General features: G+C 54.9%; 18 protein-coding genes. 11 read left to right on the top strand and 7 right to left on the bottom strand.

Going from position 1 to position 23,036, the window contains the following annotated elements:
* The first annotated feature begins 53 nt into the window (after positions 1-53).
* The 7 genes from MJO52_RS19335 (at position 54) to gcvH (ending at position 9,319) form a co-directional block, all read left to right on the top strand.
* Positions 54-1,295 carry an FAD-dependent monooxygenase gene (locus MJO52_RS19335; protein ID WP_252083591.1) on the top strand — a complete coding sequence of 414 codons (1,242 nt, stop codon included), beginning with the start codon at positions 54-56 and terminating at the stop codon, positions 1,293-1,295.
* 80 nt (positions 1,296-1,375) lie between these two features.
* Positions 1,376-2,614, top strand: coding sequence for a UbiH/UbiF/VisC/COQ6 family ubiquinone biosynthesis hydroxylase (locus MJO52_RS19330; protein ID WP_252083590.1), 1,239 nt, complete (start codon positions 1,376-1,378; stop codon positions 2,612-2,614).
* 136 nt (positions 2,615-2,750) lie between these two features.
* Positions 2,751-3,716: a rhomboid family intramembrane serine protease gene (locus tag MJO52_RS19325; RefSeq protein ID WP_252083589.1), complete on the top strand. Its 966-nt coding sequence runs from the start codon at positions 2,751-2,753 to the stop codon at positions 3,714-3,716.
* A gap of 428 nt (positions 3,717-4,144) precedes the next feature.
* Positions 4,145-6,196: a S9 family peptidase gene (locus MJO52_RS19320; protein WP_252083588.1), complete on the top strand. Its 2,052-nt coding sequence runs from the start codon at positions 4,145-4,147 to the stop codon at positions 6,194-6,196.
* Between the two features lie 253 nt (positions 6,197-6,449).
* Positions 6,450-7,574, top strand: a complete 1,125-nt coding sequence (locus MJO52_RS19315) for a CNNM domain-containing protein (protein WP_252083587.1) — start codon at positions 6,450-6,452, stop codon at positions 7,572-7,574.
* A gap of 202 nt (positions 7,575-7,776) precedes the next feature.
* Positions 7,777-8,865 carry a glycine cleavage system aminomethyltransferase GcvT gene (gene gcvT / locus MJO52_RS19310; protein ID WP_252083586.1) on the top strand — a complete coding sequence of 363 codons (1,089 nt, stop codon included), beginning with the start codon at positions 7,777-7,779 and terminating at the stop codon, positions 8,863-8,865.
* A gap of 67 nt (positions 8,866-8,932) precedes the next feature.
* Positions 8,933-9,319 carry a glycine cleavage system protein GcvH gene (gcvH, locus tag MJO52_RS19305; RefSeq protein ID WP_252083585.1) on the top strand — a complete coding sequence of 129 codons (387 nt, stop codon included), beginning with the start codon at positions 8,933-8,935 and terminating at the stop codon, positions 9,317-9,319.
* 66 nt (positions 9,320-9,385) lie between these two features.
* Here gcvH and ptsP read toward each other — a convergent pair whose 3' ends face one another.
* A complete protein-coding gene (gene ptsP, locus MJO52_RS19300; RefSeq protein WP_252083584.1) occupies positions 9,386-11,650 on the bottom strand; it encodes a phosphoenolpyruvate--protein phosphotransferase in 2,265 nt (754 codons plus the stop codon).
* A gap of 88 nt (positions 11,651-11,738) precedes the next feature.
* Positions 11,739-12,245 (bottom strand): RNA pyrophosphohydrolase, encoded by a 507-nt coding sequence (locus MJO52_RS19295; RefSeq protein WP_252086035.1) that lies wholly within the window; start codon positions 12,243-12,245, stop codon positions 11,739-11,741.
* A gap of 339 nt (positions 12,246-12,584) precedes the next feature.
* Between MJO52_RS19295 and MJO52_RS19290 the strand changes: the two genes are divergently transcribed.
* Positions 12,585-13,250: an HAD family hydrolase gene (locus tag MJO52_RS19290; RefSeq protein WP_252083583.1), complete on the top strand. Its 666-nt coding sequence runs from the start codon at positions 12,585-12,587 to the stop codon at positions 13,248-13,250.
* Between the two features lie 58 nt (positions 13,251-13,308).
* Positions 13,309-14,490 carry an imelysin family protein gene (locus MJO52_RS19285; protein WP_252083582.1) on the top strand — a complete coding sequence of 394 codons (1,182 nt, stop codon included), beginning with the start codon at positions 13,309-13,311 and terminating at the stop codon, positions 14,488-14,490.
* A 54-nt stretch (positions 14,491-14,544) separates the two neighbouring features.
* Here the strand turns inward: MJO52_RS19285 and MJO52_RS19280 are convergent, their stop codons facing one another.
* From MJO52_RS19280 to MJO52_RS19260, 5 genes are all read right to left on the bottom strand, one after another.
* On the bottom strand, positions 14,545-15,078 hold the full coding sequence (locus MJO52_RS19280) for a DUF882 domain-containing protein (protein WP_252083581.1): 534 nt from the start codon (positions 15,076-15,078) through the stop codon (positions 14,545-14,547).
* A 319-nt stretch (positions 15,079-15,397) separates the two neighbouring features.
* The gene (locus MJO52_RS19275; protein WP_252083580.1) at positions 15,398-16,558 is read right to left on the bottom strand and encodes a L,D-transpeptidase family protein; all 1,161 of its coding nucleotides are present in this window, start codon (positions 16,556-16,558) and stop codon (positions 15,398-15,400) included.
* A gap of 27 nt (positions 16,559-16,585) precedes the next feature.
* On the bottom strand, positions 16,586-17,824 hold the full coding sequence (locus tag MJO52_RS19270) for a L,D-transpeptidase family protein (protein WP_252083579.1): 1,239 nt from the start codon (positions 17,822-17,824) through the stop codon (positions 16,586-16,588).
* Between the two features lie 183 nt (positions 17,825-18,007).
* Positions 18,008-19,963, bottom strand: a complete 1,956-nt coding sequence (locus tag MJO52_RS19265; protein WP_252083578.1) for a L,D-transpeptidase family protein — start codon at positions 19,961-19,963, stop codon at positions 18,008-18,010.
* Between the two features lie 447 nt (positions 19,964-20,410).
* Positions 20,411-21,247: an NRDE family protein gene (locus MJO52_RS19260; protein ID WP_252083577.1), complete on the bottom strand. Its 837-nt coding sequence runs from the start codon at positions 21,245-21,247 to the stop codon at positions 20,411-20,413.
* Positions 21,248-21,342: 95 nt separating this feature from the next.
* Between MJO52_RS19260 and lgt the strand changes: the two genes are divergently transcribed.
* Both lgt and MJO52_RS19250 read left to right on the top strand, forming a co-directional pair.
* Entirely contained in the window at positions 21,343-22,191 is an 849-nt protein-coding gene (lgt, locus tag MJO52_RS19255; RefSeq protein ID WP_252083576.1) for a prolipoprotein diacylglyceryl transferase, read from the top strand.
* A 6-nt stretch (positions 22,192-22,197) separates the two neighbouring features.
* Positions 22,198-23,031, top strand: a complete 834-nt coding sequence (locus MJO52_RS19250; protein ID WP_252083575.1) for a thymidylate synthase — start codon at positions 22,198-22,200, stop codon at positions 23,029-23,031.
* Positions 23,032-23,036: the final 5 nt, after the last annotated feature.

Below are 23,036 nucleotides of genomic sequence, written 5' to 3'. Positions count from 1 at the left end.
TTTATTATTCAGTGGGCAGAGCTATTCAGACCACTGGGTAAGGGGAGGTTTCCATGAGTGAGCCGCTAGAGCGGGTAGATGTGGCCATTGTTGGTGGTGGTATGGCCGGCGCCAGTCTGGCACTGATGCTGGCACATTTCTGTCCTCACCTCAGCGTCCAGTTATTGGAGCAGAGGTCTCTGCACAATGCCTCAGCTAGTGTGCAATTGCCCAGCTTTGATACCCGCGCCACAGCGATTGCTGCCGGCAGTCTGCAGCTGTTTGAGCAGCTGGGTCTCTGGCCGGCACTGCGGGAGTACAGTGCTCCAATCAAACGTATCCAGGTGAGTGATCGCGGCCATGCCTTTGGCGCGGCCCTCTCTGCAGGCGCACAGAAGCAGGCCAGTTTTGCTGGAATGCTGGGAGCAGTCATCGAAAATGCGGCGCTGGGGCCCATCCTGCACAATGCTCTAAATGACACTGCGGTCAGGCTTATCTCCCCAGCTCGGGTAACTTCGGTGCAGATGGATAATGAGGGCGCTAACTTGCGTTGGACAGCCGTGGATGGCGGTTCGGAACATGTAATGAAATGTGACCTGTTGGTTGTTGCTGACGGTGTCGATTCACCGCTGTGCAAGCAGCTGGGCATGGAAATTGACACAGTAAAGTACCAACAGAGGGCGTTGGTCACTACTGTTGCTCTACAACGGGATCACGATGGCGTTGCCTATGAGCGCTTCACTGCATCCGGCCCCATGGCGCTGTTGCCTCTACCTCGTCGTGAGGGAGTACACCGCGCCGCTGTGGTTTGGGCCTGTGCCGAAGAGGAGGCCGATGTAGTTTGTGCGCTGCCAGAGCAGCAGCGCTTGCAGCGCTTGCAACAGCAATTTGGGTGGCGAGCCGGTCGATTTATCAGAGCTGGGGCCCTACAAGGGTATCCTCTCAGTCTTTCTTTGGCTCGTGAACAGTGGCGTCGTAACCTGGTTTTGTTGGGTAATTGTGCCCACTTCTTGCACCCGGTGGCGGGTCAGGGGTTTAACCTGACCCTGCGCGATTGTTATGCCCTGGCCCAGTCACTGGTGCGGTCGCAAGTGCAGAGTGGCGCAGTGGGGCAGCTGGAGTGGCTGGCGGCCTATGGGGAAAACCGAAGGCTCGACCAGCAGTTAACCGTAGGTTTCAGTGACCGAATCCCGGCATTGTTTTCCTCGGCTAACCCTTTCCAGCAAGTAGTACGCCAACTGGGGATGCTTGGCCTTACACTGGTACCGCCACTGCGGCAGCAGTTTGCCGGGCAGGCGGCAGGATTTGGGCTTTAACCCCAAGCCAAAATGGCGGGATTTCAAGCGTTGCACCGCGATGGGCGCTAAATTTGGCACAACAGTGGAATTGGCTAGATATGAATAGACACCGTTTGGACTTTGCCATTGTCGGCGCGGGAATGGTGGGTATGGCTCAGGCGGCGCTGCTCGCTGTGCGCCACCCAAATATGCGCTTGGCACTGTTGGAGGCTTCTCCAGAGACCACTGTGCAGCAATCCGATAGCTACGAGCCGAGGGTTGTGGCGCTTACCCAGGCGTCACGTGAGTTGCTCGAAGAGGTTGGAGCCTGGGAGGATATCTCCGCGCAACGGGCCTGCCCCTACGTGGAGATGCGCGTTTGGGATGCTGATGGTACTGGTTCGGTGCGCTTTAACAGCCGCGATGTGCAATTGCCCAATCTGGGACATATCGTCGAGAACAATATTATCGTCGCCGCTTTACGCGCGCGGCTAGAGGCCCTGCCCAATGTTGAGCTGGTTAACAGCTTCCGCTTGGAGAGCTGGTGGCGCGACTGTGGACTCTGGCATTTACAGCCGCGGGGCGAGCAGTCTGATGATGGGGTCGAAGGTTTGCGCGAGCAGGCTGAGATAGTGCAAACACGCCTGCTGATCGGCGCTGATGGGGCTCGTTCCAAGGTCCGTGATTTATTGCGCATCCGCTGCCAGGAAACCGATTACCACCAGACCGCTCTGGTCTGTGTAGCCCGCTGTGAGAAGTCCCACCGACACACCGCCTGGCAACGCTTCATGCAAAGCGGCCCTTTGGCCTTCTTGCCGATGGCCGGTCTCGGAGACGACAACCACTGTGCCGTGGTTTGGTCGGCGGATGATTCTCTCGCGCGTGAATTACTGATGCTGGATGACCAGGCGTTTGCCCTCAATCTTGAAAAGGCCATTGAGAGCCGCCTCGGTAAAGTGGAATCCGTCAGTGAGCGTTTCTCTTTCCCCCTGCGCGCGCGCCATGCAGAGCGCTACCACGGACCCGGTGCGGTGCTGGTTGGGGATGCCGCTCACAGTATTCACCCACTTGCGGGGCAGGGGGTTAACCTGGGCTTCCAAGACGTACGCGTACTCACCGATGAAATAGATCGCGCTTTGTCACGCGGCCTGGAGCCGGCACATACCTCGGTATTGGCGCGCTATGAACGCCGCCGCCGTGGAGATAATGCCTCGACATTAAAGGCCATGAGCGCCTTTAAATCCCTGTTTGGTGCTGGAGATTTGCACTGGCGCTGGCTGCGTAATACCGGCTTGAGTATGGTGGACGCCAGTCCCATGCTAAAGAAGCGTATTATCCTGCGGGCTATGGCGGTTTAAATCGGATCTGTCTTAAATTACCCATCGGCCAGACCAAAGCTGGCCGATGGGTATATCAATAAAACCGTTAGAGCAGCCTGCCTGCCAGCTGATAATTTACCTCCGTAGCACAAGCCGGAATTAAGGGTTTCCCGAATTGAGTCAGTGGATTTTTGTTTACAGTTTCCCCCTCTCCAAGGATCTTGGTGCGCTGGCGCGGTTTATCCAGCGCCACCAGTTACCTTTGCGTATCACCGAGGAAAAAAATCAGCAGTTACTACTCTGCCCTGATGCTAGTTTGGCAGAAATGCTTAAGCCTCTACTGCAGCGTTGGGATTCTGGTGAGCTGGATCTCGATCAGGTACAAATGCAGAGGGCAGAGGAGCGAGAGTCTGGCAGTGAAGGGGGGCAAACCTCTGCGGCTGAAACTGACAGCCAGCTTGGAAATACAGGGGATAATCCCGGTAAAAAACACAGTGATGCGGTCTCTGTCCTGCCAAGTTTTCCGTTGGACAGGACTCCACTCAGCCTTTTATTAATTGCGCTGTGTTTTTTCGGCTGGTTTTTACAGGTTAATAATTTATCCAGTGGCTTATTAATTTACCCCGATCCAAATGCTGCGGACTCTTTTTCACAATCCTCACTGGCCTGGCATTTGGAGCGGGGGCAATGGTGGAGAATATTCACACCAGCAGTTGTGCACTTCTCCCTACCCCATGCACTGTTTAATGCCCTGGGAATCTGGATTCTGGGCAGGCCAATAGAGGCCCGTGGTGGCAGTATTTTATTTGTTGTATTGGTGCTACTCGGCGCCGCCGCCTCCAATCTGGCCCAGTATTTTTGGCAGCCTGGGATTCGTTTTGGAGGTATGTCTGGCGTCGTTTATGCCTTGGTCGGTTTCGCCTTGGTTTTACAGCGTTTTCAGCCTCTGTGGCGGGATATACCTGCAGGAATTCTCACTGTAGCCCTGGTGTGGCTGTTATTGTGCGCTCTGGGTGTTGTGACTCTATTAACTGGAGTTGGGATAGCTAACGCCGCTCATATCGGTGGGTTACTCAGTGGCTTAATAATTGCTCTTGTGTACAGCGCATTAGGAGGTCCGCGACGATTTGCCTCCGCGTAGAGAGTTTAAATATAGCGAGATGATAATCCATTATCGCGTAGTGCGATCTCTTATGGTTATCGAAATGTCTTATAAGGATCGTTAATGTTTATCTGAATTCAGGCTCAGGATGGAAAAATTAACAAAAAGTACCCAATCTTTGTTCCAATGAATTGGTCTGATTCAGCCTTTATTTCCTTATTGATTGAGACGAGCTGAGTGGCCTGAGAGCTGGTTGGAATAGTGGGCCAGTGGATAATTGCGTACTCTATCCTCCCCAGGGTGCGTTTGACATAAAAGGCATAAAATATCTCTCTGTATTGTTACTCAGCATTAGGCATGGACTGTTAATGTTGAGATTAAGAGTCGGTATTTTCTCTCTCGCCGCCTTGCCCTAAGCGTTCCCCATATACCTCCGAAAATATCAATAAATCCAGGAAGGAACTCTTATGAGATGTATTTTCGTACTGATATCCTCGCTTTTACTAACAATGGCTGCTGGAGCTAAAGAGGCTCAGCGCTTGTCAGCCGAAGTGCTTTGGAAAATAAAGCGCGTGGGCACTCCAGTGATTTCTCCCTCTGGTGATCAGGTAGTAGCCCCTGTGACAACTTTTGATCTTGAACAGGATAAGGGGGAAACCCGCTTGTGGTTGCTCTCTACTGATGGTGATATCCAAAGGCCATTAACGGCTGTTGGGCTCAGTGTTTCGGAGCCGGTATTTTCCCCAGATGGTAAACATTTGGCTTTTATTGGCAAACGAAGTGATGACGATATCAAGCAAATTTTGATATTGCCTATGGCTGCTCCCGGAGAGGCGGTGCGTTTGAGTGAGGTACCGACTGGTGTCTCATCGATAAAGTGGGTGGGGGACCACCTTTATTTTATCTCGCGTATTTGGCCGGATAAAGCGCCGGAAGAAATGGCTGGCCGAGTTAAGGAAGAAAAAGAGAAAAAGGTGTCTGCCTATGTCTGGAATGCATTGCCTTTTTCTTTTTGGGATAACTGGATAGATGAGCAGCGGCAGGCGCATGTATTCAGAATCCCAGCCAAAGGCGGTGCGGTAGAAAATCTCACTTTGAGGACGGGTTTAAAGCTTCCCAACTGGATCCAGGGGGCAGAAAGTTATGACGTATCGCCCGACGAGTCACACCTCGCTATTGTGGCCGATTCCAAGAAAAGTGGTACTCGCCCAGACTTCGATGTGTTTCTGCTGGAGCCCGGTTCCCCTAAAGCCAGAAATTTGACCTTGGCCAATGAGGCGCCAGACTTCAATCCAAAGTTTTCACCGGATGGCCGTTTGTTAGCCTTTAATCGCCAGCTGATATCGGGTTTTTATGGTGATACGCGCCGCCTGGTGGTACACAGGTTGCGCTCTAGGCAGAACACTGTTTTACATGAGGAATGGGATAGATCCACGGATGGTATGGTTTGGGCACCCAGTGGGGGTGGTCTCTATGCCGCAGTCGACGACCAGGGCACTCGGCGAATTTACTATCTGCCCGTCGGTAATGGCGACCCAAGAGTAATCACCGATTCGACCGACTTTAGTAATTTGTCTGTTGCCAGTGATGGCACTCTGGTAGGTATTAACCAGAGCTTTCTCTATCCGCCAAGGGTGGTCAGTATTGATGCAAGAAATGGGGGAGTGGAGCGGCTGGATAGCTTTAATGATGATTTATTTGCCAATGTCGATCTGGGAACTTACGAGTCGGTGACATTTACCGGAGCGGAAGGTGCCGATATACAGATGTGGGTGCATTATCCACCGGGCTTTGATCGTAATCAGAAGTATCCATTAATGCTGTTACTCCACGGTGGGCCACACAATGCCGTCACCGATACCTTTCATTTTCGCTGGAATGCGCAAACCTTTGCCTCTTGGGGCTATGTTACCGCCTGGTTTAATTTCCATGGCTCCTCCGGGTTTGGTCAGGCATTTGCAGATTCCATCAATCCAGACTGGCTCAGTCGGCCGTATACCGACACCATCGCTGCAGCCGATTGGTTTAAATCGCAGAGTTGGATAGACAAGGATCAATTAGTGGCAGCGGGAGGCAGTTACGGTGGCTATTTGGCGAGTATTCTATTGGGTCGCGAACATCCATTTAATGCCCTGGTAATTCATGCTCCGGTGTATAACCTCTACTCCATGCTGGCAGCAGATTATTCGGTACACGGGGTTCGCTTTGGCGAATATTGGCAGAGCCCGGAGATTTACCCCTCAATTTCACCGCATACTTATGCGGCTCAATTCAAGACGCCGAGCTTGGTTATTCACGGTCAAAACGATCTGAGAGTGCCGGTTGGCCAATCCTTCGAGTTGTTTCGCACTTTGCAAGAGCGCGGTGTTGAATCGCGCCTGATTTACTATCCCGATGAAAACCATTGGGTACTAAAACCGAATAATTCGTTGCACTGGTACGGACAGGTGCGTGAGTGGGTTGAGCGCTTTGCCGCACCTAATAGAGGCACCGAAGCCTCTGCCAGTGTAACGAAGTAAAGCTCGTTGGCAACTGGAGAGAGTTGGCTTTCTCTCCACTTGGTTTGTCCTGGAGCCTCTGTCGGTAGCGGCATGAGGCTCCAGGTATACGCAATAAGTCCTGGATAAAACGCTTTTCTAGCCAATACCTTACTCTCAAGGGAAAATTGGCCGGTTAAATTCATTTTTATTGCGGCTTTGATGCTTTCTGGGCTTGTTGTGTCACGGACAGTGCGCAAGAATTCAGCTCTAATTCTGCTGTAACCAGGGATATATGTTTCTCTTAATTACCTATATTTTTATCGCTCTCGGCTTTTCCTTTTTGTGCTCGATTGCCGAGTCGGTCATTCTCAGCGTCACCACGCCCTATGTGAGACTTCTTGAGAGGGAAGGGCACAAAGCGGGGCCTCTGTTGCGCAAGCTGAAAGGGGATATCAATGCGCCCCTGGCCGCGATCCTTACCCTGAATACCATTGCCCACACTGCTGGTGCCGCTGGTGCTGGTGCCCAGGCTGCAGCGGTTTTTGGCAACCAGTATCTGGGTATTGCCTCCGCAATCCTCACCTTGTTGATTCTGGTGTTCTCCGAAATTATCCCTAAAACCCTAGGGGCGGTTTACTGGCGTCAGCTGGCTCCATTTACTGCCTACGCGTTGCGCGGACTGGTGTGGTTGCTCTACCCCTTTGTGAAAATGTCCGAGTGGCTCACACGGGGCTTATCGCACGGACCCACCCTTACGGGCTTCAGCCGCGATGAGTTTGCGATTATGGCGGAGATCGGGGAGGCCGAGGGCCAGCTGGAGCAGCGTGAGTCCAGTATTCTGCGCAACCTGTTTTTTACCCTGCGCGACCATTCTGTACGCGAGGTGATGACGCCGCGCACTGTGGTATTTTCCCTGCCCGAGGACGCCACTCTGGCTGAGGTCTACGAGGAGGTGGAAAGGGGGCGCTTCTCCCGTATCCCGGTATATGAAAACCGCGATCAGGACTGTGTGGTGGGGTTTGTACTTAAACAGGAACTACTGCTCGCCTATGCCAAGGGTGAGGGCGAACGTAAATTGTCCGAGTTCCGCCGCGAAATGTTGATGCTACCGGAAACCGCCACTATATATCAGGCCTTCCAGAAAATGCTGTCGCGCCGGGTGCAGATCAGTGCGGTATTGGATGAATACGGCAGCCTGGAAGGGGTGGTTACCCTTGAAGATCTTCTCGAGACTCTGCTCGGTGAAGAGATTGTCGATGAAGCGGATAAAACTCCGGATCGCCAGGAGCTGGCCAAGCGTCTGTGGCGCTGGCGCTCAAAGAGACACGGTCTCAAGGTGGACGAATCTGCGCAGCAGGAGCAGGATACTGAGGAGGCTGGTGAAGGTCGTGATGGCCGAGAGGGGCGCGATAGCTAATTTCTACACCTGATAGCTTGTGCTTTCCCTGCCGGTGGCCCCGACGGAATCTTTGACGGCCTCCGGCGGGCTCTACAGGTTTTGATTCCGATGGCTGCTAGGCTTCTGTGCAGATATGTCGCAGGCCATTGCCTGCTGGCAAGGTCTGTACCCAAGCCGCTAGAATACGCCGCTTCGGAACCTGACGGACTGAGATTTTAAAATGGGAAACAGAACGCCTCTGTATGACACACATGTCGCTATGGGCGGCAAAATAGTGGATTTCGGTGGATGGGATATGCCGCTGCACTACGGTTCGCAGCTGGATGAGCACAACAAGGTGCGCACCGATGCGGGGATGTTTGATGTCTCCCACATGACCGTGGTCGATGTCGATGGCGCTGACGCCCGCGACTACTTGCGCTACCTGCTGGCCAACGATGTGGCCAAGCTCGATGGCAATCCCGGCAAGGCACTTTACACCGGCATGCTGAATGAAAAGGGCGGCGTGATTGACGACCTGATCGTCTACCTGCGCGACCCCGGTTATCGCGTGGTGGTAAACTGCGCAACCCGCGAAAAAGACCTGGCTTGGATGAACAAGCAGGCGGAATCTTTTGAGGTCACTCTCACTGAGAGGCCTCAGTTGGCGATGATCGCCATCCAGGGCCCTAACGCTCTCAGCAAGACGAAAGAAGTTTTGGGCATCGACTGGACTGCGGCGATTGATGCGCTGAAAGTGTTCCAAAGCGTGGCCCGCGGCGAGTGGTTTGTGGCGCGTACCGGCTATACCGGTGAAGATGGCCTGGAAATCATGCTGCCCGGTGAAGATGCCAGTGGTTTCTGGCGTGCTTTGGCCGAGGCTGGCGTTGCCCCCTGTGGCTTGGGTGCGCGGGATACTCTGCGCCTCGAAGCGGGTATGAACCTGTATGGCCATGAAATGGATGAGGAAACCTCTCCACTGATCGCCAATATGTCCTGGACCGTCGCCTGGGCACCGGAGAGCCGCAATTTTATCGGCCGCGCAGTGCTGGAAGAGGAAAAGGCTAAGGGCATCGAACACAAGCTGGTCGGGCTGGTTCTCGAGGAACGCGGTGTTCTGCGTGGGGGCCAGTATGTGATGGTGGACGGTAGCGAAGAGCGCGGTATCATCACCAGCGGAACCTTCTCGCCTACCCTGGGTTACTCCATCGCCCTGGCGCGGGTACCGGCCAGCGTCGGCGATACCGCCGAAGTGGAAATCCGCAAGAAACTGCAGCCGGTCAAGGTGGTTAAGCCCTGCTTTGTGCGCAACGGCAAATCGGTTATTTAAGCGCCGCACCACAGGTGTCAGCGCCATTCAGACAATATATACAGATGCTTAATCAAGGGATCACAGCATGAGCGAAATCCGCAATGAATTAAAATACCTCTCCAGCCACGAGTGGGCGCGATTGGAAGAGGATGGCACAGTTACTATCGGCATCAGTGACCATGCCCAGGACGCTCTGGGTGATGTGGTATATGTTGAAACCCCCGAAGTGGGCAGCACTCTGGCTGCCGGCGACGAGGCCGGTGTAGTTGAGTCTGTTAAGGCCGCTAGTGATATCTACTCTCCGGTATCCGGTGAGGTCGTAGAGGTGAATGAAACTCTGGAAGAGTCCCCGGAGACTGTAAACTCCTCTCCTTACGATGACGGTTGGTTTTTCCGTATCAAGCCCAGCGATGTGAAAGAGCTGGACAATATGCTGGATGCCGATACCTATCGTTCGGAGTCTGAGGACTAATTCCTCACGTTCACTGAGTGCAAAAACCGCTGCTATTGGCAGCGGTTTTTTGTTTATAGATGGTGTTTATTCGGTACTTGCCGGGTGAAGGATGCCTTTCAGACCTATTTTATGTAGGAATGCGCCGACGGTGTGCTCGATTTCCTCAGCACAATCCATTTGGATCACTTGTTGCAGTAGTAACTTGGTATCTGCTTGGCGTACCGCGCGCAGAGTTGCCTTTACTCGCGGTAGATTGGTGGCGTTCATCGACAGCATGTCGTAGCCCATGGCCACCAACAATAGGGCGCCCCCGGGTTCTCCTGCTAATTCTCCGCAGATGCCGACTCTGGTGCCCTCAGCGTGCGCTGTGCTGACAATCTCTTGCAGAGCACGCAACACTGCGGGGTGTAAGGCGTGGTAGATATTGGCTACGCGACTGTTATTGCGATCCACAGCCAGTAAGTACTGAGTCAGATCATTGCTGCCCACTGAGATGAAATCAGCGCGCTCGGCTAATTCGCGAATCTGATAGATCGCCGAGGGCACCTCCACCATGACCCCGAGCGGCGGCATCTCAATTTCATAATCTTCTTCCAGAAGTTCCCGGTAGGCTCGTTCGATCAGTTTGCGTGCGGCTTCGAGTTCATTGAGCCCACTGATCATGGGCAGCATGATACGCAGGTTGTTGAGCCCTTGGCTGGCCTTCATCATGGCGCGCACCTGCGCCAGGAAAATTTCCGGGTGGTCGAGGGTTACGCGAATGCCGCGCCACCCCAGGAATGGGTTGGTTTCTTCAATGGGAAAGTAGGCCAGTGCTTTGTCGCCGCCTACATCGAGGGTGCGCATGGTTACCGGCATGGGGGCAAAGGCTTCGAGTTGTTCCCGGTAGATTTCCCGCTGTTCCTCCTCGGAGGGAAAGCGGTCGCGCAGAAGGAAGGGGACCTCGGTGCGGAACAGGCCGACACCCTCGGCCCCGCGTTCTAGGGAGCGAGTGACATCAGCCATCAGGCCGGTGTTGACCAGCAAGTGAACCCGGTGTCCATCGGCAGTTTCAGCAGGTAGTTCTGCCAGGTGATCCAGACTGTGGGCGAGCTGTTGCTCTTCGGCGACGATCTCGTCGTAACGGCGTTTGAGCTCTACGCCAGGATGAATGTGCAGGTCGCCGCGGTAGCCATCCACCACCATATCCACATCGTCGATAGTTTCATAGGGCAGGTCTTGCACGCCCATAATCGCCGGCAGCCCCATAGCGCGGGCAATGATGGCCATATGGCTGTTGGAGGAGCCTTTTACGGAAACAGCACCGATCAGCTTCTCCCGCGGCACTTCGGCCAGCACCGCGGCAGTGAGCTCTTCCCCAACCAGAATGGTGTTGTCTGGATAATCGCGCTCGCTCTGCTGTTGCTGGTGTAAGTGGGTGAGGACACGGGCTCCCAGGTCTCGCACGTCGGCGGCGCGGTCGCGGAAATAGGAATCGGACATGGCCTCAAAACGGCGCACGTGTTCGAGCATGACTTCGGCCCAGGCCCTGGGAGCGCTCAGCTGTTGTTGGATACGATCGCAAACCTCTACGGCGAGTGAGTCGTCGTCGAGCATACTGATATAGGCATCGAAAAGTGCGCGCTCTTCGCGGTTGAGTTCGTCTTTGAGGCGCTCTCCCACTTCGCGAATCTCCTCTCTGGCGGAGGTGAGCGCTTGCCGGAACAAAATCAATTCCTCTTCGATGTCCAGGCACAGGGAGTAGGGCACGGTGGCCAAGTTGGCCCTGGGGGTGACGATATGGGCACGACCTATGGCCACACCTGGCGAGGCGGGAATACCGGAGAAGTGGGTTTCCTGGCGCTGCCGGCGGATGGTAGCCAACATGCCAGTGGCTTCGGCGTGGGCAATCACCCCGGCAAGCTGGGCAGAGAGGGTGACGAGAAAAGCTTCTTCACCTTCATCGAAGCGTCGCTGCTCTTCCTGCTGGACTACTAGGACACCGAGCACTGCGCGGTGGTGGATTATCGGTGTGCCCAGGAAAGCGCTAAATCGCTCCTCACCGGTCGAGGGAAAATATTGGTAGGAGGGATGTGCCTCGGCCTTTTCTAGATTGATGGGCTCTTCGCGGGTGACCACATTACCAACCAGGCCCTCATCGGGTGCTAATTGCACCTGGCCCACGGCACTTGGTAGCAGGCCATCGGTGGCCATTAGGACATAGTTGCCGGTTTCTTTGTCGCGAAGGTAAACAGAGCAGACACGGGTGTGCATCACTTCGCGCACTCGCCGCACAATGATTTCAAGCACCGCCGGCAGGTCCCTGGCGGAGTTAACTTCCTGAACGATACTGCGCAAAGATCCGAGCAATGGCCTTTCCTCGCCAGTCAACGGAGAATGAATTAGGCCCAGGAGAGCCTGGGCTTGGTGGTGCTGGAGCGCAGCTGATGCTACGGAGTTACTCGCCCCGCTCGCGCAACCAGCGCCTTTCCAGCTGAATTTGTTGTGGGGCCAGTTCGGCCAGCGCGCGCCGGTAAACCTCGCGCTTGAAGGTCACCACTTTACTGAGTGGGTGCCAGTAGCTCACCCAGCGCCAGTGGTCAAATTCGGGCTTATAGCCGTTGTCGAAGCTGATGCAAGACTCTTCGGCTTCTAACTTCAGTAAGAACCACTTTTGTTTCTGGCCAATGCACAGGGGTTCAGAGCGCCGGCGGATCAGGCGCTGCGGCAGGCGATAGCGCAGCCAGCCGCGGGTGCAGGTGATAAGACTGACCTGATCGCGTGTAAGCCCTACTTCTTCGTATAGCTCCCTATATAGTGCCTGTTCGGGAGTTTCGCCCGGATTTATACCGCCCTGGGGAAATTGCCAGGCGTCCTTGCCACCTACCCGCCGAGCCCACAGTGCCTGACCGCGGGCATTCAGCACAATGATACCGACATTGGGGCGAAAGCCCTCTGAGTCTATATTGCTGCTGTTGTCGCCACCCTGTCCCCGGTTGCGATTGTTGCTACTGGGGTTGTCGCTGCGATTTGACTGCTTGGCAGGCTTACGGCGGTTTCTTCGCCCGGCAGGTGCCGGTTTGCCGTCGCCCAAAATACCGTCCTCAATACTTTTGTGTGCGGCCGTGCGCTGCACTTACTTGTCCCGCATTGTTCCACAGAGGTGGGTTTACAGCAATTCAGTGACGCAGTCCGTGTGATAGGGGCGAGTGCGCGGTAAAATCGACCGCCACTCTAGTGGTGGTTGCTTTACCCTGGCGGTGAAATAGCCTTTGCGAATCTATAGTTTACGGGGGAGTTGGCGATGCACTTGGCAATTTTTGATCTCGACAACACGCTGATCGGCGGAGACAGCGATCATGCCTGGGGTGAGTTTCTGGTGGAGCGCGAGCATGTGGATAGCGAACGCTATCGTTTGAGCAACGATCGCTTCTATCAGGACTACCAGCGGGGTGAGTTGGATATCTTTGCCTACCTGGAGTTTGCCTTGGAGCCGCTGTCACAAATTTCTCGGGGTCAACTGGAGAATCTGCAAAGTGAATTTATGCAGGAGGTGATCAGCGAGTTGTGGCTACCGGCAGCGCAAGAGCTAATCGGTGAACATCGTCGCAAGGGACACCACATCATGATTATTACCGCCACTAACCGCTTTGTGGTGGAGCCGATTGCCGCCCGTCTGGGGGTGGATACCCTGTTGGCGACTGAGCCTGAAGAGCACGAGGGTCACTTCACCGGCCGTGTCGTGGGAGAGCCCTGCTATCAGGCTGGCAAGGTGTTGCGCCTGCGCCAATGGCTGGCGCAAAACCCTGAATACACGGGTAGGGAGAAATGGTTCTACAGCGATTCCATCAACGATTTACCTCTGCTCACGGAAGTGGAGCATCCGGTGGCGGTCGACCCAGATGCCCAACTGCGAGCAGAGGCGCAAGTGCGTGGATGGCCAATTATCAGCTTGCGCGATCAGGGCTAAATGGCGATTTTGGCCAAGAGAAAAGTGCGGCCTTGGAAAACATGAAAAGAGGAAGTGAGTGAACGGATATTGCCTTCGGTCTCTGGCCACAGCCCTATTGCTGGGAGTACTGGTTATCGTAGTTGGCTGCGAACAGCGAACCTCTCAGCCTTTAAAGGAACAGAAGCGTGCCCCAGAGGCCCAACAGGTTGATGAAAAGGTGGCCTCGGATCTCTCGCTGGCAATCTGGCAGGCGGGACAGGCTCAGGTATTGCACGCTCATGCCTCCGTGGAAACGTTGCGGAGAGCTGTCGATGCCTTGCTTGCCCAGCCCGATGAGGAGCAATTGGAGGAAGCTAGGCTCGCCTGGCTGGATGCGCACCGCGAGTTCGCAGCAACTTTGCCCTATATCCAACTGGCTTTTTCGCCCTCGGACCTGCGCAGTCAAGGTCGCAAGCTCTTATTGGCACTCGATAGCTGGCCCGCCCAGCCTGGTTATCTGGATACCGTGCCGGGTTATTCTGATAGCGGCATCGTCAACGACACCGCTATCGAACTGACTTTGACAAACCTGCGCAAACAACATCGCCTCACTGCACATGAAGAGGCGAGCACCGGCTTTCACGCACTTGAAGTGATGCTCTGGGGCCCCACAAGTGAGCGCATGGCGGAAGACTTTGTGGCAGTTAGCGAAGGGGAGAGGCCGGAGGCTCTGGCGGCCAATCGTCGCCGTGAACTAACCAGTCTGATTGCCAAGGGGATTGAAGAAGATATGGCCGGGCTGGCACGTCGCTGGCCCACTTCAGCCAATAACCTATCCCGTGAGTACCTAGCCCTAGGACCGGTAGCGCGATTGCAGCAGATTCGCGCAGCACATACCCAGGTGATTGATGAGCAGCTTTTGCGCCGTCTCCCCGAGGGCTCGGAGAGTGATGTAGAAAGTGGCCGCGCGGCAGACTCGAAGCAGGCGCTACTGGCAATTATGGCGACCTTGCAGTCTAACTGGATCCCCTCCGGAGGTGGTGGTCTGGCCGAGGTGCTTCTTGACCGTCATCAGGTCAATGCTTTGGAGGAGGCCTTTTCAGATTTTGAGGCCCTATTGTTAAAGATGGAGGATCCATTCGAGTTGGCAGAGCTTGGGCAGTTGGCCAAAGCGCGCAAGTTGCTGGAGCGGATGGCAGGTTTGATGACTGGTACCACAGAGGTGCCAGTATCGGAGAAGGATGTGATGCCGGTGTCTTTACCGGCCGTTGAGGGCTAAAGGAAATAAAAAACCCCGGCAATAGCCGGGGTTTTTTGTGAGATGTCTATAAGCTTACCAGCGACGTACAGGGCCTGTGTCCACGTGCACGAAGTTACTCTTCGGGTAATAGCCGACACCACCTGCCTTTAGGTTCAGCGCCGCTTGCCTCAGTTTTGACAGGGGTACACCGGGCATGCGGATATCCAAGGCCATACCGCGGGTATGGTAGCTGCGCTTGGCCACGCCCCGACCCGCAGCGCGTAACTTCGCATTGGTCTTGGGCGAACGGTAACCGGAGATAATCTCGATGGTACCGGTGTAATTGAACTTTTCCTTCAGCTTATACACGATATCAAATAGTTTCGGGTCCATGCGGGTCACTTCGTTAGCTCGGTGGTCCCGCAGCAGCTTATTGAACTGTTTCAAACCACCGTTGCTGTAGTTTCCGTTGCTCCAGTAGGCGGCCTCCAGCTTCTCCCCTGTGTGCAGGTTGCGCATCTTCAGGGTGCGGGAGCTACCTACTTTCGCGAAAGTCGGTCCGGCGCTGACCGCCGCCGCAGTTGCGCAGGTCACTGCCAGGAATCGACGTCTGGATGGATTCTTCATAATTCCGCCTCGTCGTTAAATCTCTTCGGTGTGCTCTTGATTGAGCGCATCCGGGTACGGCGGAAAATGTACAAAAAATAACCATTTGTTACAAATTGTGACCTGCTAATTAGGAAATATTTGAAGGCTTTCGCTGGTAAATTTTTTTACGGATGCTACTCCCATTGCGTTCTCGTAGCTGCTGGCGGGGGAATTAGCATTAGAAACAGGAGACAGCGTTGTCATTCAGTGGGCAAGCTTAAAAAATCATTTTTTTTGCGACTATTCAGTTTTTTCCTAAAGCAGGGGCACTTTTTTGGGGGGCGCCTGGGGCATTGACCTATTTATCCCTGTGATAAATATCCCGGCGGAATTGAGGGCGCCCTTCGGCGTCTATCCAAGCTGTCATATAAACGATAAAGAGTTTAGGGGCGGGTTTGATGGCTACTTTTAGAGGTTCGTCCCCGGTTGCGGCCTCGGCGATGCGGGTCCTGTCCCACCCCTGGGTTTCTAGCAGGTTATAGGCCAATTCCTCGGGTTGATGCAGGCGCACACAGCCGTGACTAAAAGCTCTATGGTGCTCCGTGAACAGGCTTTGCGCCTGGGTGTCGTGTAGGAATATGGCCTGCTTATTGGGAATAACGAACTTCACTTTACCTAGGGTGTTATCTGGCCCGCTGACCTGGCGCATGGTGGCGTGGCCACCTGCGGCCCTCTGCAAGCTTTCATCGGTGATCGGGGAAGTTTTGCCACCGCGATACTGGATGACCCGATAACCGCGGCGGTGCATGGCTGCAGGGTTGTGCCGTGCTTTGGGGAGTAACTCTGTGATGAGGATACTGCGCGGCACTGTCCAGGTGGGGTTGAATACCACACTGGTAATGCGGGTGTGTAAATTGGGTGTGCGGCTGCTGTTCTTGCCCACCACGGTTTTCATATCCAGCTTGATACGTCCATCTTCCACCAATTGCAGGCGGTAGTTGGGCACATTTACCAGCACATAGCGTCCTTCTTTCTGAGAGGGGAGCTTGTCCCAGCGCTGTGCATTTCTAACCATCTGTTCTGCTCTCTCGATGGGGGAAACCGACAGGGCCGTGAGGGTTTCTCCCTCGGCAACACCACTTGGCACCAAGCCGTGGCGGCGCTGGAAGCGCTCAAGTGCCGACTGCAATGCGCTGTCGAAGCGCATAGGGTCCTTCTGTGGAGAAGATATCGGACCGGGTTGTCCACGATAATCGCCGTATAGTTCGAGCAGTTTGCGCAATTGCAGCACCCGCTCGTTCTTATCCCCGGCTTGCAGGGGGCCACCCTGGGGGATAGGGCGCCAATGTTTGGCTAGGTTTCTGTAATGCAGGGCTTCGCTGCGCAGCTGGTCTCCCATAAGGGCAATATCCAGAGCTGCAGCACCCTTGGAAGACTGGCCACCGCTTATTGAGGCGGCCGAGGCAATGGCCACTGTCAGGAGAGCAGCTAACCCTAGATGGCGGGGATACCAAGCCATAGTGAACTCCCACCAGATTGATGATACTCAGCCACGATTGGCTCCTTTTCCGGCTTTGTCCCGTTGATAGATATCCGGGCGGAACTGCAGTTGGCCGTTTTCATCCACCCAGGCAGTCCAGTAGGCGATGTATACCGGTAAAGGGTTTTTCAGCGCTACGCCATGGGTACGACCGCTCATCAGCGCTCGCTCAATGCGGGCGTTGTTCCAGCGATTTTGTTGGGCGAGCATCATGCGGGCAAATTTCAGAGGTTTTTCCAGGCGTATGCAGCCGTGGCTGAAAGCACGCTGAGATTTCTTGAACAGATGCTTGCTGTTGGTATCGTGCAGGTAAATGGCGTGACGGTTGGGTATCACAAATTTGACCCGTCCCAGCGCATTTCCCGGCCCTCCTTTTTGCTGCAGGGTTACCTGGCCCCGGCGCACTGCGGCGACATTTCCACGGGTGAAAGGTACTGCCCGGCCGCGATGGTTGATTAAGCGGTAGCCCTTGGCACTCAGCGCCGAACTGCCCTTTGGCAGAAGTTCCCGTAAGGCGATATTGGGGGGGACTCGCCAAACTGGATTGAATTCCAGGCGTGTCATGCGCGTGGTCAACTGTGGGGTCTTGTGCTTGGGCTTGCCCACCACCACTTTCATACGGAATTGCTCGCGCTCGTCGTCGATCAAGCGCAAGTTGAACTCGGGAACATTAACGACGATATAACGGGGCCCTAAATCCTTTGGGAGGTTTTCCCAGCGTTTAATATTGGCTGCCAGAATCCGAACCAGCTTATCCGGGTTAGTGTTGAGGCGACTGCGGGTGCGCTCATCCACCAGGGCATCCCCTTTTAGGCCGTGGCGGCGCTGGAATCGGCGCACAGCCTCTTGGAGGGGCTTGTCGTAGACGTCACCTGTAAGTGTTTCTTTGGAGCCTTTGCTGGGAAAATCCCTGGGGCGGAAATCGCCGTAGAGCATTAATAAACTGCGCAACTGAGCTACTCTCGGTCCCCGGCTTCCCGGAGTGATTGGCTGTCCGCCATCCAGCGGTTGCCAATGATCCCCCTCGGCCAGTGTCTGGTAGCGAGCCAGTTCCTCACTGAGGAGAGTGTACTGTCTGCCATAGGGGGAAAAGGGATCTCTCCCTGGCACAGGCAAATCAAGGTCTGCCCCTGCGCTCGCCAAGGACGGGGAGCCATCAAACCCCAGCACAAGGGCCAATATAAAAGCCATGGTGCCACTGTGGATTGATTTGCTCTGCAAGGAGGAGAGATAGTCAGCACCCATAAGTCACCCCAGTAAGCGAAATCGGATCAGAGAGACTGATCACCCTGCTCACATTGGTAACTTGTGACTCTTGAGCCCTAAATAATTTTGAGGAATGGATCCGGGCTATGCGCCGAGGAAAAAGACTATGGGGGGTTATTATTGGAGGCTAAGGGACGGCCCCGAAGGCCGCCCCATACTTGCTCAAAATTGATTGTCGCTCAAACCATCCTTGCGATAGATATCGGGGCGAAAATTCAGCCGGCCCTTTCCGTCCACCCAGGCAGTCCAGTAGGTGATATAGACCTTAACCAAGCGGACTAAGTCGACCTCGGTGGTCTTCTCTCCGACAGTGAGCTGGTCGATGCGCCACTGGTCCCAGTCACCCTGAGGGCGAAGAAGGGCCTCAGCCAGGTGGCGGGGTTTTTCCAGGCGGATACAGCCATGGCTGTAATCCCTGTCTGTGAGAGAGAAGAGAGTGCGGGCGCGAGTATCGTGCAGGTAAATATCGTGTTTATTGGGAATTTCGAATTTCACTCGCCCCAAAATATTTTCCTCTCCACCCATCTGGCGCATAAGGAAAGACCCAGCACCGGCGGCTGACAAGTTACTAGCGGTCAGCGGCAGGTGTTCCCCTCTGCCATTGACGACTCGATAACCCATGTTCTCCATGCCCGCAGGATTCTTGCGTGCCTTGGGCAGAATTTCATTCACCAGGATACTGCGTGGCACTGTCCAGGTGGGGTTGAATACCACCTTGCTGACCCGGGTGGTGATTTCGGGAGTAGCGTGTTTCTTCTTGCCCACGACCACATTCATGGCCAGTTTTACCCGGTTGTTCTCCACATACTGGAGGCGGTACGCGGGTATATTCACCTGGATAAAGCGATCCCCAAGGCTGGCGGGAAGCTCTTCCCTGCGCAGGATATTCATCTCAACAATTTTTGCTCGCGCTGAGGGGGATAGGTTGAGTCGCTTGCGTGTGCCGCGGCCCACAATTCCGTCTGGCTTGAGGCCGTGGCGCTTCTGGAAGCGCAATAGCGCTTCATGCAGGCCCCGGTCAAAGCGGTTGGGGTCACCTCCGCCATAGCTATAGCGGCTCTGATAGTCCCCGTAGAGGGTGAGCAATTCTCTCAGGCGGGCCACATGGGGGTGGCGAGCACCCATCGTCATCACCGGTCCCGGAGGTATCGGACGCCAACGGCCACTGTCGGAGATTCTGCGCAGGCGTTCCAGCTCGTTTCGCAGGGCATAGACGTCGCTACCGTAAGGCGTGTTTTCTTCGAAATAGGGCCCCTCACTGTTTTCTGAGCGAGCTGCCCTGGTTCTTTCCTGGGGATGACTATTGCGGCCCTGATTGTAGTAAACCCTGCTGCCGCCTCTCGTCGTTCCAGAGGAACCACTGTCACTGGAGGTGTTGTAGCGCGTGCGATAGCGACGAGTGTCGGAAGGCCTTGAAGAGCTGCGTTGGTTGTCAGTGTTGTAGTCGCGGGAGTAGTAGCGACTGCGTGGTTTACTGCCGATCATGCGCGCCCGATCATAGCCGCGAAAGTACTTGCGTCCGCTGGGCTCGTTGGATGCCTGCTGTGGGGCATTGCCGAAGGCTACCATGCGAAATCCTTGGTGCTCCCGCAGAACCGGTGTAATTCCTCGGCGCGGACGGCTTTTGGGGGTGATTCTGTCGAGCTGGGTATCTTGTGCGTAAGAGACGAAGGCGTCTGTCAGCAGAATATCCAGTACTGCGGCCATTTGCAGGCGCTGGGGAGTGTCCCGCAAAGTGCGGTCGAAGTACCCCAGGTGGTAACGATAATCCACCATGCTGCTTGGATTGCCAGAGCTGGCAGCTGTTAGCTGCTTGAGGAGGTCATTGGCGCTGTCACTCAGGTTGTAATTATCAAACCACAGCAGGCGATAATTAGTACGCTGGTAAATCCTGCGCACTGCCGCCGGGTTGAAAATGGGATCTTGGGCCGGCCATGCGTCTGGGTTTTCCTCCAGCCAATGCACCAAATGTGGGCGTACTGCATTCTCAGGCAATACTGGCACCGTTTTCTGGTTAGCGGAAAAGGCGTAATAGAGGATGGAGACACAGAGACTGCCTAGCACCAGCAGGGGCAGTAATGATTTGCGTTTGCGCTGCTCTGGGTTGAAGTAAGACATGGTACCTCAGCGATACTGCAGGGGCCCGGTGTTGTCTTGTGGATAATGCCGGACGCCAGATCGTTCATACCTTCCGAACCTGTGGCGAGCCCATCCAGAGACTGTTAGGTGTCTAGCGTTGACTCGCACTTGTCATGCGTCCCGCGCGACTTCCTCTAATGTAAGACCACAATTGGCGTCACGCTTGCGCGAAACTCAACCAATCTCAGCCTGTGAAACTAAGTATGGCAATAAATGCGGAATTTGCTTGGCGTTTCTTTCCTCTGAGGATATGAGGCTTGGTAATCTGTGATGAAGGCACGCAAATCTTAGCCCTTACCGCGATATGGTTCTGTTATTGACAGAAATTTGTCTGCTATGGCTTCGGGGCTTGGGCGATTAGATACGGCCAATTTTTTCATTAAGCCCTAAAAACCCTACAGATTTCAGGGGCTTGGGATAAAGGATTCAGGGGATGGAAAAGTGGCGAATGGGCCCATACGGATTGCCCTGGGAAAAGCTCTGTTCCCATAACTGGGTCTGGCCATCCCGGTGAACTGCTATGAGGGTGCTGGCACGAGTGCCATAGCCTTGCTGAGTGTCGCTTAAATCTTGCCTGCTTGGCAGTTGATTCTTTCTCTGGGATATCTGCACAAATATTGGCGACAGGGCGCGCTCCATTGACAAACCCACGCCGGTATCTGGCAGCTCCGCATCTGCAGCAGAGGCCCTGTCCTGCAGAAGGTTGAAGGCCGGTTCAATAAAGTTCTCCCGGCCAATGGGGCCTTCAATTTGCCGTGTAATTTGTGCTAGCCCCGCCTTGCCCTTTTCCACCTTGGGCCAGGGAGCATCGGGTGCGCCATTGGAGATACCGTGTACTCCGGCAGAGAAAGCGAAGGGCTTATGCCTATTGCCCGCGCAGTAGAGGGGGGGGGCTTTATCCAGTGCGAATAGCAGCGCATTAAAGCCCCGATAGTGCTGTCCTTCGAGTTCCCCTGCGAACTGCTCGGGGGAATCATCGCCGGTTAGGAATTTACAAGGAATTTCCCCGCGAGATAGGGCATTTTCGGGCTCTGCCCTTCCGGGCTCGCGGATATTGGTCACTGCGGCCACCCGCCGCGCAGAGATCCCTGCCCAGGTTCCGCCAGCCTGCAGGTCGCGTCCAGCGACTATTTGTCTCCCCTCTGGCCCATTCTTCCAGGGTTCGGCGGGGGCACTCTTCCTGACGTAAAATTCATCTCTATTAGCGATAAGTAGCAGCGGGTAGTCGGGATGGCAACGGTAGGCAAACAACAGTAGACACATAGTGTTTTCCTGAAGGTGGGCTTTTAGCGCGCCTCTTTCGCTGGGGGGCGCTTTGCGACCATAATACGCTCTTCGCCAACAATCTCGATTCCCCCATGCTGACTTATCCAGAAATCAATCCGGTGGCCATTGCTATAGGCCCTTTAAAAGTACATTGGTACGGGCTGATGTACCTGTTCGGTTTCGTTGCTGCCTGGTGGTTGGCACTGCGGCGTAGCACTCGGCCCTGGTCTCCAGTTATTAAATCGGAAGTGGAGGACTTGATTCTCTACTGCGCTATCGGTGTGGTGGTCGGTGGGCGCCTCGGCTACATGTTCTTCTACAACTTGCCGCAGTTGATGGAGAATCCGCTCTCTCTGTTCAAAGTCTGGGAAGGGGGCATGAGTTTCCATGGTGGTCTGGTTGGCGTAATGTTAGCCACCGTCATTTATGCCCGAAAAATTGGCTCAACTTTCCCCGCGCTGATTGATTTTGTCGCCCCACTGGTACCTATCGGCCTGGGACTGGGGCGTCTGGGTAACTTTATCGGTCAGGAGCTCTGGGGCCGCCCAACAGAAGGGCCCTGGGGAATGGTCTTTCCCAAGGACCCGGAGCTGTTGGCCAGGCATCCGTCGCAGTTATACCAGGCCTTCCTGGAAGGGCTAGTGCTCTTCGCGGTGCTCTGGTGGTTCTCCAGCAAGCCGCGCCCGCGCCTCGCCGTTGGCGGTATGTTTGTGTTGCTCTACGGTATTTTCCGTTTCTTGGTGGAATTTGTCAGGGAGCCAGATGGTCATATCGGCTTCGACTTGTTCGGCTGGATGACTCGCGGCCAGCTTTTGAGTCTGCCGATGATTATTGCCGGTATCGCTCTATTGGTTTGGAGCTATCGTACCCAGCCGCTGCCCGAAGGGCGAGGTAAGGGTGGAAACAAAGAAAACCGTTCTCAAGTAAATGGCGGAGCCTAGTTAGAAATGAAGCAGTACCTCGATCTAATGCGCCATGTGCGCGAAAACGGCACGGTAAAAGGGGATCGTACCGGCACCGGCACCCTGAGCGTATTTGGCCACCAGATGCGCTTTAACTTGGCAGAGGGTTTCCCCTTAATCACTACAAAGAAGTGTCATTTGCGCTCCATCATTCACGAGCTGCTGTGGTTTTTGCAGGGAGACACCAACATTCGCTACCTGCAGGAAAACAAGGTGCGAATCTGGGATGAATGGGCTACCGAGGATGGGGATTTGGGGCCAGTTTACGGCCACCAGTGGCGCTCTTGGCCCACGCCTGATGGTCGTAAAATTGACCAGGTGGAAGAGCTGGTGCAGCAGTTGAAAACCCGTCCAGATTCCCGCCGTCTGATGATCAGTGCCTGGAATCCGGCGGACCTGCCCGATGAGGGCGTCTCCCCTGCGGAAAATGCCCGTGAAGGGCGCATGGCGCTGGCCCCTTGCCACGCCTTGTTCCAGTTTTATGTGGCGGATGGCAAGTTGTCCTGCCAATTGTACCAGCGCAGTGCGGATATCTTCCTTGGTGTGCCTTTCAATATTGCCTCCTATAGCTTGCTAACGTTGATGCTGGCTCAAGTGTGTAACCTTGAGCCAGGGGAGTTTATTCATACCTTTGGCGATGCCCACCTCTACTCCAATCATCTGGAGCAGGTTGATCTGCAGCTGCAACGGGAACCACACCCCCTACCGACAATGCATCTCAATCCGGATGTCAAAGACCTGTTCGCCTTCCGTTTCGAGGATTTCGATCTGCAGGATTACCAGGCGTATCCACATATTCCGGCTCCAGTTGCGGTTTGAATAGG

This window comes from Microbulbifer variabilis (assembly GCF_023716485.1).
GTDB lineage: Bacteria > Pseudomonadota > Gammaproteobacteria > Pseudomonadales > Cellvibrionaceae > Microbulbifer > Microbulbifer variabilis_B.
The sequence above is the reverse complement of the archived record's forward strand: the minus strand, read 5'-3'. Positions and strand labels throughout refer to the sequence as shown.

Bases quoted from the DNA above. Each gene is read 5' to 3' on its own strand.
- MJO52_RS19260 (WP_252083577.1), bottom strand. From the start codon at position 21,247: ATGTGTCTACTGTTGTTTGCCTACCGTTGCCATCCCGACTACCCGCTG.
- MJO52_RS19280 (WP_252083581.1), bottom strand. From the start codon at position 15,078: ATGAAGAATCCATCCAGACGTCGATTCCTGGCAGTGACCTGCGCAACT.
- MJO52_RS19315 (WP_252083587.1), top strand. From the start codon at position 6,450: ATGTTTCTCTTAATTACCTATATTTTTATCGCTCTCGGCTTTTCCTTT.
- MJO52_RS19290 (WP_252083583.1), top strand. From the start codon at position 12,585: ATGCACTTGGCAATTTTTGATCTCGACAACACGCTGATCGGCGGAGAC.
- gcvT (WP_252083586.1), top strand. From the start codon at position 7,777: ATGGGAAACAGAACGCCTCTGTATGACACACATGTCGCTATGGGCGGC.
- MJO52_RS19265 (WP_252083578.1), bottom strand. From the start codon at position 19,963: ATGTCTTACTTCAACCCAGAGCAGCGCAAACGCAAATCATTACTGCCC.
- MJO52_RS19250 (WP_252083575.1), top strand. From the start codon at position 22,198: ATGAAGCAGTACCTCGATCTAATGCGCCATGTGCGCGAAAACGGCACG.
- MJO52_RS19275 (WP_252083580.1), bottom strand. From the start codon at position 16,558: ATGGCTTGGTATCCCCGCCATCTAGGGTTAGCTGCTCTCCTGACAGTG.
- MJO52_RS19270 (WP_252083579.1), bottom strand. From the start codon at position 17,824: ATGGGTGCTGACTATCTCTCCTCCTTGCAGAGCAAATCAATCCACAGT.
- MJO52_RS19335 (WP_252083591.1), top strand. From the start codon at position 54: ATGAGTGAGCCGCTAGAGCGGGTAGATGTGGCCATTGTTGGTGGTGGT.
- MJO52_RS19330 (WP_252083590.1), top strand. From the start codon at position 1,376: ATGAATAGACACCGTTTGGACTTTGCCATTGTCGGCGCGGGAATGGTG.
- lgt (WP_252083576.1), top strand. From the start codon at position 21,343: ATGCTGACTTATCCAGAAATCAATCCGGTGGCCATTGCTATAGGCCCT.
- gcvH (WP_252083585.1), top strand. From the start codon at position 8,933: ATGAGCGAAATCCGCAATGAATTAAAATACCTCTCCAGCCACGAGTGG.
- MJO52_RS19320 (WP_252083588.1), top strand. From the start codon at position 4,145: ATGAGATGTATTTTCGTACTGATATCCTCGCTTTTACTAACAATGGCT.